Genomic DNA, 14,188 nt, shown 5'->3' on the forward strand with positions numbered 1-14,188 from the left:
CAATGCTATACCTAAGGACATCATTATGAACAGTGGTTGCTACCGAGTTATCTTTAATAAAGCCCGTGGTATGTTAATGGTGGTGTCAGAGGCGGCACGCTCTCAAGGCAAAACAGGTAATCCTGCTAATAGCGGTAGTGAAGTAAGCCAAGTAGCAGGCGCTTCGCAAGCGGCTGCTCAAACAAATAGTACCTATCAAGGCGGTCAGCTTATAGCCCTGCGCTCGCATGTATTGCTAGTGCTAGGGCTTGCCACCATCGTTGCTAGCAGCGCCAGTATCAGTAATAGCGCTTATGCCGACAGCACTAAAATCGTTGCTGATCGTAACGCTGCTGCCAATCAACAAGCAACCATATTAAAGTCTTCGAACGGCACCACTCAAGTGAATATTCAAGCCCCAAGCGCGGCTGGCGTCTCACGCAACGTCTTTAGTCAGTTTGATGTGGGTGCTGATGGTGCTATCTTAAATAACAGTCGCACCAATGCTCAGACGCAGCTTGCTGGTTGGGTTGAGGGTAATCCGTATCTGGCTCGCGGTGAAGCCCGTGTTATTTTAAATGAGGTTAATTCAAGTGATCCAAGTCGTTTAAGTGGCTACACTGAAATTGCAGGCGGACGAGCTGAGCTGGTGATTGCCAATCCTGCTGGTATCAGTTGTGCCGGTTGCGGATTCATTAACGCTTCGCGTACGACATTGACGACTGGCAATGCTTTGATGGATCAAGGTAAGCTCACTGGCTTTGATGTGACAGGTGGTAAGGTTCGTATAGATGGTGATGGTTTAGATACCAGCGGCTCTGACTACACGCAGATATTAGCAAAGACTTCTGAGATTAATGCTGCTGTCTATGCTAAGAATTTAGATGTCATCACTGGCAGCAATAAAGTCAGTTATGAGGCTGATGCTGCAGATACCGTTATTGCGCCAACGAGCAGTGCGACCAATAGTAATGCTAGCAACACTTCAACCGGTGTGGCGCTTGATGTGTCAGCACTTGGTGCGATGTATGCAGGGAAAATCCGTCTGATTGGTACCGATAAAGGCATGGGTGTGACCAATGCGGGTAGCATCATTGCAAGCTCTGGTGGCTTACAATTAGACAATGATGGTAATTTGATCAACTCAGGCAGCTTGATTGCTAACCAAGGTAAAGTCAATATCGCCACTCGTGGCAATAGCGTTAATAACTCAGGAACGATTGCCAGTTCCCGCGACGGCATTGATATTGATAGTGCTACTTTAGCTAATAGCGGGGTTGTTAGTAGTTATGATAAGACGAAAGCCATTACCCAACAGCGTATTACCAATACAGGCACCATCAGTAGTGGACAGCTACAGTTAAAGACTATCGATTTAGACAACCGAGGTTTGATTGAGCAAACCGGGTCAGGAAGTCTAGCGGTAAAAACCCAAAAGCTGGTTAATAACGATCAAGCAGTTATTGGTCAAGCGCTCTATGATAATCAGCCAACAACGACAGCGCCAACGGTCAATTCTCCACCAAGTACCGCTAACACGGGTTCACAAAACCAAGTGGTAGATAATACCAGCCCATCAAACCCTACGCCCAGTCCTGATGCTCCCTCAATTCCCGCGCTAGCTCCGGTGACTGCTAGTGGTTCAATTACCGCAAATACGCTAACTAATGCTACTAGCAATGCAGTGATCACAGCGAATGGCAACACAGCAGTACAAGCTAACGATATTAGTAATACAGCAAAATCAAGCATAGCCGTTGATAAACTCATCACCAACAATCAGCAAGCTAGTAATCGTCTCAATAACGATAATAGTCGTATACAGATGACTGGTGCAGATTGGAAGCTTGAGCAGTTTAGTAATAACAAAGGTCAAATTATCAGTCAGCAAAATCTCAATATTGACAGTCAGCAAGGTATCGATAATACGGCGGGTACACTAGCCAGTCAAAAAGACATCACCCTAATGACCCAAGGTGATCTCAATAACACTCAAGGCGTCATACAAGCTCAGCGTGTGGCTGTACAAGGTGATCAATTAGATAATACCAAAGGTAAAGTATATGCCGAGAACGCTGCTAATTTAACGATTGACGGTAAAGCTAATAATACTCAAGGAGCGATAAGTGCTAAGCAAGAGGTCGAAATCGCTACTGGATCGCTTATTTCGCAAGATAGTGGTCTTATCCGTAGCGGCAAAGCATTAAATCTTACAGTCAAAGATCGATTGGAAAACTTAGATAACTCGCTGATTGCAGCTGGAACTCATGTAGATATTAAAGCAAATAATATTGCTCAAGATGTGACTTCGAAAACGATTGCTGGATTAGATCAGCAAGGCGCGTTATCTACCGATGAGTATGATTTAACCATCACCACTAAAGGCGCTCAAGACAACCAAGGTCAAAATATTGCGACTGGCAATTTAGCCATGGTTGGTAGTGGTCTTGAATTGAATAGAAGTACTCTACAAGCGAATAATATTAAGTTATCGGCAAAAGATAAAGACGTAAATCTGCAAAACAGTAAAGTATATGCCGATGGCAACTTTGATCTAAAAGCGGCGCAAGACGCTAGGCTTAATAGTAGCGAGATATCAGCTAAGCAGATAGATATATTGGCGTCGAATATAGATAATACCGCAGGTAATCTATATGCCGACTCTACTATTAATTTGAATCAAACAAAGCCTAATGGCACACTTTTAAATACTTCGGGAAAAATAGCAAGTAAAGATGCCCTAAACATCACCTTTGATACCGTTAATAACACGGGTAAAGATGCCTTATTACTCTCTGAGAAAACGATAAATATTAAATCTTTGCGAGTGAACAATAACAATCAGCTCGTTGATAAAAAATTCACCGGTGGCATACAAGCACAAGACATCACTATTGCTGCGCAGAAGCTAGATAACACCGAAGGGTATATCAGTAGTGACAATAGCAATCTACTTATTTCTAAAGATCTAAAAAACACTAAAGGTTATATCTACGGTGGAACTGATTTAAACATTGGTAGCCCCGAACAAACTCTAAAACTGAATAATAATCAGGGCGAATTAAGAAGCAAGCAAAACATTAATATTATCGCTGATAGCGTTACTAACACTAAAGGATTAATTGCCAGCCAAGGCAATGCTGCAATTAAGGCTAAGCAAGATTACTTGCATCAAGCAGGCGACAATTTACTGGTCAACAAGCAGCTATCAATTCAAACGTTAGGCAATATCGATAATCAGTCTGATCTTAAAGCGGGTGAGAGATTAATCCTACAAGCTAATAATGTCACTAATGATATTGGCGCTCAAATCGTTAGCAATGATGTCAATGTTCAAGCCACAAAAACTTTGCATAATAAAGGTTTGATCAATGCTAATGATTTGCGTCTACAAGCAAACTACTTAGATAATGATAGTGCCAAGATTTATGGTACTACTGTTTTAATCAAAGCTAATACTATCAACAACCAAGGTCATCGTTCCAGTGATAAAGGCGCTATCATCGCCTCACGTGGTGATATGACTTTAATCGCCGATACGGTTAACAATCAAAGTGGCAATGTCACCTATAGCAAAGCACAAGATAATGCATGGATATTAAGTAATGGCAACTTAACCATTGGCGGGGCTATCGATGACAAAGGCGTTATCACTGCCAATGCAAAGGCTGTCAATAATATCAGCGGTCGCATCGAAGCCTTCAACAATCTGTCGATAACAGCTGATAAGCTATTAAATAAAAATGCGTCTTTTAAGACAGAGATACAAGATGTTGCAGGTAGTGACACTCAAAAGACATTTATCATACCAGGAGGCACCGCTAACAAAATACCTTTAGATAAATTAAGGTGGGTAAATTGGAGCCGCGCTGGTCTTTATAAGTATGCAAGCGACACCGACAACGCGATTGAAAACGGTCAGCTTGGTCAAGCACCGATACCTGATGCTACTAGCTGCAGTAATGGTGATAATAGTGTCTGTACCTTAAATTATGGTAACGACTCTGAGGTTTGGGCCTACTTTAATCTGACGCCGCCGACTGTCGAGGCGCCACAAACCCCTACTATAACTGAGCCTACTAAACCTGTAGGACAAGAAAGCTGTAATGATCCCGCTAGTGCTGCCTGTAGTGCCTACAATACTGCTTATGAGCAGTACCAGCAGCAGCAAAAAGAATATGACCAAGCTTGGCAAGATTATAATGCTAAGGCTGACGTCTGGGAGGAGCAAGATAGTGAGAAGTATGAAGCACTAGACAATGCCATTCGTGCTTATAACGCCGGCTACGGTCGCATTGAGATCAAAAAATGGACGCAAATCATAGTCAATGAGCGTCAAAGACAAAGTGTGGTAACTGACTCCTCTCCTGCGCAAATCATCGCCGGCGGTGATATGACGTTAGATATAGATAACGTCGTCAACGACAAGAGCCAGATATTAGCAGGCGGCCTTATCGACTTTGATGAAACCTCACAAAGTCTTGAGCAAATCGATGGCGATGGTAAGCTTCAAGTCGTACAAAATGGTACCAGTCAATACACCAAGTCGCGCTGGAGAGGTGGTTTTAAGCGTTATCATCAAAGGGACTGGGATGATAAGCAAGCTTATACCGATTTTCAAGAGACCACTATTAAATTACCCGTTTCGCAGTGGCAGCAGAACGCTGATCTGACTTTACAAGGGCAACAGGCACCAAACATTGATAACCAAATCAAAGATGGTGGTCCTGCCTTATCTAATTTGCAAAAAGGCGACGGCCCTACTAATAATACCGCTATTAACGTCGCCACTTCACCATCTGGCGATGAAATAAGAAGTGTCAGTGGCGCCACTAACCTGCCCAATAATAGCTTATATAATATCAATCCAGATAGCCAAAATGACTATTTGATTGAAAGTGATCCTGCCTTTACTGGCTATCGCAATTGGCTCACCTCAGACTATATGCTCGATAGACTCAAGCTTGATCCTAATATCACCCAAAAACGCTTAGGTGATGGCTATTACGAGCAGCAGTATATTCGTGATCAAATCATGATGCTGACGGGTCGCTACTATCTACAAGATTACAGCACTCAAGATGCACAGTTTAAAGGGCTGATGGATGCGGGCGTTACCACCGCGCAGACGTTAAATCTACGTCCAGGTATTGCTCTTAGTGCAAGTCAAGTGGCTAATCTAACCAGCGATATCATCTGGATGGAGCAGCAACAGGTCACTCTCGCGGATGGCAGCACTCAAAGCGTACTGGTGCCAAAAGTCTATGTTCGAGCCAACCAAGGCGCGATCAGAGGAGACGGTAGCTTTATTGCCGCCGAAAGAGTAAACCTAAGCCTAACGGGTAATCTAGATAACCAAGGACTGATCTCTGCTCAAAAAACGCTCAATATCGATGCTGATAATATCAATAATACCAATGGTGGTCGCCTACGTGCGGCTGATGCCAGATTAACTGCTGAGAATAAAATAACCAACGTGGGCGGTAGCATCTTTGCTGACAATACTTTAGGTCTAAAAGCCAAGAGTGTTGAGAATACGAGCACCACCTTTACTACCAACAACCAGCTTGGCGCTAGTAGCGCGACACGCACAGGCATTGATCAAGTAGCATCAATCGGTGTTGGTGACGGCCTGCGAGGTCAAGTGGATGCTAATGGTAAAGCGCTCACTACTTTGGCGATCAACGCGACTAATGATGTCACTTTCAACGCTGGGATTTTAAATAATCAAGGCGGCAACACCCAAATCGTCTCTAAAGAAGGCAATGTGGCCTTTAACGCTATCAATACGGGCAATGAAATCCGTGCCATTGGCGATGCTAATAACTACTACATAGACGGTCAAAGCCAAGATATCGGCAGCCGTGTCTCAAGCTATGGTGATCTTGATATCGCCGCTAAAAATGTTTCAGGAACCGCAGCGACACTGACCAGCGATAGTGGTAATACCTCTATCTACGCTGAAAAAGATATCACCTTTAAAGAGGGCCGTGCTACCTCCGAGTTCTCAACCGCTAATAAAATGACCAGCAGTGGCTTCTTAAGTAAAAAGACCACCCAAGATCGCTTTGACTCACAAAGCGATAATGCCATTACTAGCAACATTGAGGGCAATCAAGTCGCTATTCAAGCAGGTAATGATATCAGTCTCACCGGCACCAATGCCATCAGTGATAAAGGCACGCAATTAACTGCTGGTAGCAATATCGACATCCTAGCCGCGCAAAACACCTCAAGTGAAAGCACCTTTAGTCAAACTAAAAAGTCAGGATTGTTTGGCGCTGACGGCGGCATGGGCTTTACCATCGGTAAGCAGCAAAGCGATGAGACTAATGCTCAAACGGCACTGACCAATACCGCCAGCAACGTCGCTGCTATCGATGGCAACGTCATCATAGATGCAGGTGGCACCTACCAACAAACCGGCAGCAACCTGATTGCTGGTATGGGCAATGACAGTAGCTTAGACATTAATGACGCCAACCGCGGCAATACAGTAGTACGTGCCAAATCCATTAATATCGACAACGCCCTAGACATCTATACCAATCAAAGCGAAAGCAAGTTTAAGCAAAGCGGTCTGACCGTCTCTGTCTCTAACAGTTTAATTGACAATGCCAAAGCCATCGATAGTCTCATCGACGCAGGAGGCAACACCGAAAGTGTGCGCATGAAAGGTATGGCTGGAGTGGCTGGAGCCTTGAAAGTTAGAGCCCTAGCTAAGGAAGCAGCAAGTGCTGCAAAAGGTCTAGCTAGCGGTGTCAATGCAGATAGCTTAAAAGGACTTGGCAACACTCGTATTCAAGCCACTATCGGTAGTCAAAAGAGCCAGTCTAATAGTAGTAGCTACACTGAGGTCAACCAAGGCTCAAATATTAATACTAACAACCTAGCGCTTATCGCAACTGGTGCTGGCAAAGATAGTAATATCAATATTAATGGCAGTAACCTAAACGTCAACAACAACGCCTTATTCCAAGCGGACAATGACTTCAATGTCAGTGGCGTCGCCCAAGAGAGTAATACTCGTAGTGATAACTCAAGCTCAAGCGCCGCTATTGGGGGTTATGCTTCAACAGGTAGTGGTCAAGGCGCAAGCTTTGGGATTACCGCTAATGCCAGCCGCGGCAAAGGTTACGCTAATAGCGACACTACTACCTATGCTAATAGCCAAATCAACGTCGGCGGCACCACTACATTCGATATCGGTAATGACGTCACCATCAAAGGCGGCGTCATCAACACGGATAAAGCCCAAGGCGTGATCGGTGGTGATGTTAACATCGAATCGCTACAAGACACTTATTCCTATGACAGCGATCAGAAGAACATCGGCTTCACTGCAGATATTGATCTAAAAGGCGCAGGATCCAGTCTATCGGTCAATGGCGGCAAGACTGACATCAATGCGGAATATAAAGCGGTGGGTGAGCAGTCAGGCATCTTTACAGGGGATGGTGGCTTTGACATTACCACCCAAGGTAAGACCACGCTAATCGGCGGCGCGATCACCACCACAGACAAAGCCCTAGAGCTGGGACTCAACAACTATGTCAGTTTAGGCGGTATTACCACTCAAGACATCAAGAACACCACAAGCTATGACGGTGACGCGATACAGGTTGGCGTGAGTCTGGGTAATACCACAGGCAAGCCACAAGCGACGATGAATGGTCTTGGCTATGGCACAGATAGCGACAGTGATAGCAGCATTACAAAAGCAGGTATCACAGGTATTGTAGGTAATAGTGGTATTACTACTGATAATCAAGCGGAGTATGCAGGGGCGCTTGAGAATGTATTTGATGCGAATCGTGTTACTGAGGAGCTAGGAGCACAGACGCAGATTACTAAGGAGTTTGGCAAGGAAGCACCTAAGGCGGTTGGGGATTATGCTAATAATCGTATCAAAGCCATTAGAGTTGACGCCACTCTTAGTGATGCCGAGAAAAAGGCAGCGATTGCTAAGTGGGATGAAGGTGGAATCTATCGCGTTGCGGCTCATACGGCGCTTGGCGCATTAGGCACAGGTAGCCTTGAGGGCGCACTAACCACAGGTGGCGTAGCAGCAGCAGCGCCTACGCTCGATAAGGTGCAAGAAAAAATAGCAGAGTCATTGATTGCAAGTGGTATGAGTGAAGATATTGCTAGTGGTACAGCCAGCGGTTTGGTTAGTTTGACACTACTAGGTGCTGGTGCAGCAGCTGGACTTGATACCTCAAGTACGGTAACTGCGACTAATGTGGATGCTAATAATCGGCAGTTGCACATTAATGAAATCCTTTTTCTAAACAATAAGGAAAGGGTCAAACGTTTTCAAAAATATGTATTAGAAAAGGAAGGGAAAAGTATAAGCAAAGAAGAGGCTCAAAAACGACTCAACCGTTCTGGTGCAGCACTTGTCGACAATAATTGGAATAAAATTTATGGTGGTGATGGAAATGCATTAAGCTTCATCGCTAGTGAAGCCCAAAAGTCTGGTATAAAAATAACTTCGACAGATGGGAAAACAACTCAGATATTTCATGTTGATAAATCTGCATTTAATAATGAAACAGTTAATTTGAGGCAAGCAATTCAGAGTTATGCTAATCCTCAAACTCAGCAATTTATTAAAGACTTACAGGTAAAAGTCAATAAAGGTACTGCAATAAAAGAGTATAAGGCAGGACAAAATTTAGGTTATCAAGATGCTGGTAAAGATGCTAATCCACTGAAAGACACAGGTGTTATTCTATCAGGGTTGCTAGATACATTTGGCTTTTTAATAGAATCAACCAAAAGTGATCAAGTAGGTCCAATTGATTCACAGCGTATGAAGGAATATCATAATAAACTGTTACAACTGCAAGGGAAATATAAAGAAGCAGGGTATCTTTCAGAAAAAGATTGGGCAGAAACACAACGACTAACCATAGTTGGTTTAGCCTTAAGTGAAGTTGGGGGCGTAGCTATAGGAGCAGCAGCTAAAGCGGGTGTTAATACATTTAAGCGGGTTGGAAATGGGAATACATTCAAGACTTTAATTACTAGCTCTGAAGATGTTGTAGTGTCTTCGCCAGGTGGATCTATTAATGCTACGAAAGTTAAGCAGTCAACTAACGTATTAAATCCTACTAGTACTGTTGAAAAAAGCCTTGTAGACGACATAGTAAAAAATGGTGATCAAAGTGGTGCTAAGACAGAGCAACTCATCAATAGTATCGCCCAGCGTTCAGGTTTTACCCCTATCAAAGGGGGTACATATAACAAAGGTGTCAATGGATTCGATCATGTTTTAAAAGCTAAAGATGGCACAATTGTTATCATGGACAGCAAGCAGATTAGTAAAAGTGGTACGCTTTCAGTAAGCTCAAAAGCTGCAGGTAATACCAATCAACTATCTCCTGCATGGATAGAAGCAGTAATTGATAAATTGCCAGACAGTGACCCTGCTAAAATAGCTATTGAGAATGCCAAACGGGCAGGTAAACCCATAAAGACGATCATTACGGCAGTGGACAAACAAAATGGCGTGATAAAAATCATCCCTGTAGAGATTCCCAATAAGAAGTGAGAAATTAAATGACTGAATACTATAAAGTATATTTAGGAAGTGAGGCAGGACGAGATTATCAAGAAAGTGTTGATCATGTCATGGGTAGAGCCAATTATCTGCTTTCTAATCATCAGCATTACATTGACGATATAAAGCAGCTATTAGAGATTATTCATACGTCAGATGGAAACCCATTATATTGTATGAAAAGCTTAGGCACTTACTACGAAGCAAAGGCCTCCTCTGACTTATTGTTACACGCTGATATTAATGCTTTTAAACAAGATGCTTATGTGGCAGCCAAACTACAAATAATGGGTAAGGAAGAAATTTATTGGGCATACAATGGCTATAATACCGACAACTTCTTTGCTGCTATCATGTCTGATAATCTTGATTTAATAAACTACTTAATAAATCATCGCGATAAAATAGTGGAAGTAAATGAGCCATATGACCGACAAGATACCCGTTCTTTCTTCAACAAAAATACCCTGCTGGCATTAGCAGGAGACTGGACTGTATTAAAAGAACGTAGCTTGGTTTTTTTAGAAGATAATAATAAGGATAAACGAGATATTATACGTATACCTGACCATGAGTTTTATATTGCTTTATGTGATAAAGACGTAGAAGCAATGCAAACGGCACTAACCAAACTACTTGAACCTAAACTGGCTAAAAAAGCAGCCTATGATGGTAATAATTGGTTTGATTTTTATCTTCAGATGCAGGTGATACTGTATGCCAAAATCGCAGCAATACATGGCTATGACTTAGATATAGACAGTCCAATTACACCCAAGGAACTTATAGAATTTAAGCCTTTACCAAGCTACTCTGAACCTTATGATTTTATGATAGAGTTTGATTATAAACAACTGCAACAAGATTGGATTGATATGTGGCAGAGACGTATGAGAGTAGCTAGTGAGAAAAAGAAGAAAAAAGGACTTTTTTCTTGGCTAAATAAATAGCTTGTTTATAACAAGCGTAGGAATTATCTTGTCAAACTATTTAGTATGCCCCTGCCGAGGGACGAGGCGCAAAGCTAACTATTAAAGAACGATAGCCCATGCCTCGCATATTTCACGTCCATTAAAGAACTCAAATCTATAGGCCATATTTCTTATTTCTTGTTTATTTCTTCATCAAACAGCCTACTTGATAACGATTTCAATGCACAAAGCCTATCAAGTCTCGGCAACACTCGCATCCAAGCGACCATCGGCTCGCAAAAGAGCCAATCAAATAGTAAGAGCTATAGCGAGGTCAACCAAGCCTCAACTATTCAAGCCAATAATCTAGCACTGATCGCAACCGGCTCAGGTACTGACAGCAACATCAACATCAAAGGCAGTAATCTTGATGTTACTAATAACGCGCTATTCCAAGCGGACAACTACTTCAACGTCAACGGTGTCGCACAAAACAGTAATACTCGTAGCACCAACTCAAGCTCAAGCGCGGCGATTGGCGGTTATGTCTCTACAGGCAACGGTTTTGGTATCACCGCTAATGCCAGCCGCGTCAAAGGTTACGCTAATAGCGACACTACTACCTACGCGAATAGCCAAATCAACGTGGATGGTACGACTACCCTAGATATAGGCAACGATCTTAGCATCAAAGGCGGCGTCATTAACACGGATAAAGCCCAAGGCGTGATCGGTGGTAACGTCAATATCGAATCCTTACAAGACACTTACTCCTATGACAGCGACCAAAAAAACATGGGCTTTAGCGCTGATGTTGACCTAAGATGACCCCTGCCGTCAATCCCGTAGACTTAAACTTGGGAGATTTTTATCACACCGCTTAACAGTAAATCAAACCACATCTAGTTCAGCAATCGGTCGCCCTTCGTTAACAATAGAACAGTAAGATACAGCTTTCGGAGGAGTACGGATGTAGGTTTACACCTTTTCTAGAAAAATATATCTAAGTTTAATGTATAAAATATATACCTTTTTTTCCATATCGAAGTATAATTATTATACATTTTTAGTGACCAAGATCATTATATCTGACTTGATAAATAACTTTAAATTATGCTAAACGTCATTAGGGTTATTTCTCTGTATGCCTTTTCATACAAGGGTTTATAGATTAAGATACTCTAATATACTTTAACGAAATATGGTGGGTCTAGCCTGTCACGCCGGGGGTCGCGGGTTCGAGTCCCGTCCGCTGCGCCATATTTAAAACGAATTTAAACCTTTGAGTTTAAGCAAGTTTCGCCTCAAGCATTAGATTGTTTGAGGTTTTTTTGTGTCTGTTTTTTATGTATCTATGTTTTATGAGTTATAAGTCAGGTAAGCAAGTACAGTAAGAATTAGAATCTAGAGCAATGACTTATATTTACTTAAGTTATATCACTTAAAAGTCAGCTAAAAAGTAAACCCTTCTTTTATATCGGTCTTATATTGAATAAAAGAAGGGTCGTTGTCGTATTTATCTTAGGTGTAGCATGTCTTGGTTACAGCACTTTAATATGCCTTTGCTTAAAACGCATTATCCAGAATCTATGACGCGTTTTAGATAATTGTAGATTTTAGCTACGGGTAAAGACTTACTCATGCGTTGCTTGCCATGCGCCCATCGACCCTAGATAGATATCAATGTGCTTAAAACCTCGACTAGCAAGCCATCCTGCTGCTATTGTTGCCCGAGCACCACTGGCGCACATCAATGTATAGTGGCGACTTTGGTCAAGCTCATGCCAACGCTTGTTTAGGTGACCAACATAGATATGCTGTGAGCCTTCAATCGCATTGGTATTCCTCTCATCAATATCGCGTACATCAAGCAATGTCCAGTTCTGAGCATTATTAAGACGATTTTCTACCTCGGTTGTATCGATCATAGGGGTTTGCTGCATCTGCTCACCTTTAGCAGCGGCAGGGACAACACCCACATAGCCACCTATAACATTATCAAAAGCAATACGTACCAGATGCTCCATCGCAGTCGCAAGTTGTTCTTCATCAGAGGCAATCAGTACCAAGCTTTGTCCTTCCTCGATAAACCATCCAGCAAACGCAGGTAGCATGTTGACAGGTAAGCTCATAGAACCGGGCAGGTGTCCTGACGCATACGCCATGGGTTCACGAATATCGATGAGATGATCAGCATCGCAGTCATGCAGCTGTTTGAGCGAAAGGTTACGCGGACGCATAACGACTGGAGGCGCTTCACCACCTTCCATATTAAGGCGCTCCATCAATCTGAAGTAGGGCGGCTGGTAATGGTTTTCGCTCGTCTTGAAATCAATAAATGCCTCACGATCGGTAATCTGTAAACGTGGATTGTTCATTCTTTCGTGACCGACTGTAGAAAACTCTCGCTCCGCCATACCTGAACCACAGACTGAGCCAGCACCATGAGCCGGATAAATAATCGCCTGATCACCGAGCGCTAAAATGTCTTGTAATGAGTCATAAAGTAGACCTGCAACTTCTCTCCGACGCTCAGGATAGAAGTCAGTACGACCGACATCACCTACAAAGAGCGCATCACCAGTAAAGACTCCAACCGCCTTGTCTGGGTACGCCGTGTCAAACAGCGCATAAGCCAGATGATCATCGGTATGACCAGGCGTTTCTAAGACATGGATTTCCAATTGGCCAATTGAAAAGCAATCACCATTACGTACTGTCTCAGCATAGACAACAGGGTGTTCTGGATTGGGGCCATGTAAAACTGTCGCTCCGGTCATTGCGGACAAGATAGGTGCGCCAGAAACCAAATCCTCATTACGATGTGTCTCAAAAATATGAGTAATCTCAAGTCCTGCTGCGCGCGCCTTTTCTACATATATCGCGCAGTCACGACGTGGGTCAATTACCGCTGCTTGACCACCAGAGCCTACCAAGTAAGATAAGTGCGAAAGTCCGGGTGTCTTAATTTTCTCTAGTAGCATGGTCATTTCCTTATTGTTGTTTTAATCATAATAGTTATTTTAATCAGGTTTATTGGCAGTACAGAGCGAGAGCTACCAGCCAAATCTAGTTTTACTCTTGCATAAACTTGCATTCAATCTAGCATGAACTTCTAAGTATCATCAATATACAATAACATATATTAAACTTGTTATTTACATAAGGCCAAACGTAGAGAATTTTAGGTTGAAAAGGTGGGGTGATCATTATTTCCACTATTTGGTTAATCGCTTTTACTCGTTGATGTATATAGTTTAATTACACAGATATATCTTTTTTAGATTAAAAATATCTGTCAAATATTGAATTATTTTAATATGTCTGTATTATTGGACATATGGAAATAACTAATGCTATTGCAAGCTTTGCTGCGCTCTCTCAAGATACTCGTTTAAAAGCTTTTAAGCTGCTCGTCAGCCACGAGCCTGAAGGCCTACCTGCGGGCGAAATAGCCCGTCAGCTCTCTGTTCCTCATAACACAATGTCAGCCCACCTATCGGTGCTGGCACGAGCAGGGTGGGTAGTCTCACAGCGTCATAGCCGACAAATTATCTATCGTGCTTCGCTATCACATATGGATAACGTCATTCAGTTCCTGTTGCAAGATTGCTGTGCGGGACATCCGGAATTGTGTGCGTCACTCATGGATAGTTTAAGCGGCTGCAGAGTAAATGAGTCTGCTGAGCAAGGTAATGATTAAACCAATTATCAATTCAATAAATACATGAAA

At 42.8% G+C, this 14,188-nt stretch carries 5 protein-coding genes; 4 read left to right on the top strand and 1 reads right to left on the bottom strand.

Translation table 11 applies throughout. The annotated features are described in order from the left end of the window. Positions 1-25: 25 nt before the first annotated feature. The 3 genes from JMY00_RS07880 (at position 26) to JMY00_RS07890 (ending at position 11,283) form a co-directional block, all read left to right on the top strand. Complete coding sequence (locus tag JMY00_RS07880; RefSeq protein WP_201579757.1) at positions 26-9,535, top strand: hemagglutinin repeat-containing protein; 9,510 nt, start codon at positions 26-28, stop codon at positions 9,533-9,535. A gap of 8 nt (positions 9,536-9,543) precedes the next feature. Continuing rightward, positions 9,544-10,494 carry an Imm49 family immunity protein gene (locus tag JMY00_RS07885; protein WP_201579758.1) on the top strand — a complete coding sequence of 317 codons (951 nt, stop codon included), beginning with the start codon at positions 9,544-9,546 and terminating at the stop codon, positions 10,492-10,494. Between the two features lie 159 nt (positions 10,495-10,653). Further along, on the top strand, positions 10,654-11,283 hold the full coding sequence (locus tag JMY00_RS07890) for a hemagglutinin repeat-containing protein (RefSeq protein WP_201579759.1): 630 nt from the start codon (positions 10,654-10,656) through the stop codon (positions 11,281-11,283). Between the two features lie 806 nt (positions 11,284-12,089). Here JMY00_RS07890 and JMY00_RS07895 read toward each other — a convergent pair. Beyond that, the gene (locus JMY00_RS07895) at positions 12,090-13,439 is read right to left on the bottom strand and encodes an MBL fold metallo-hydrolase (protein ID WP_201579760.1); all 1,350 of its coding nucleotides are present in this window, start codon (positions 13,437-13,439) and stop codon (positions 12,090-12,092) included. Between the two features lie 356 nt (positions 13,440-13,795). Here JMY00_RS07895 and JMY00_RS07900 point away from each other — a divergent pair, with 356 nt between their 5' ends. Then, a complete protein-coding gene (locus JMY00_RS07900; RefSeq protein ID WP_201579761.1) occupies positions 13,796-14,158 on the top strand; it encodes a winged helix-turn-helix domain-containing protein in 363 nt (120 codons plus the stop codon). Positions 14,159-14,188 lie beyond the last annotated feature (30 nt).

It is taken from the genome of Psychrobacter sp. Pi2-52 (genome assembly GCF_904846705.1).
Lineage (GTDB): Bacteria > Pseudomonadota > Gammaproteobacteria > Pseudomonadales > Moraxellaceae > Psychrobacter.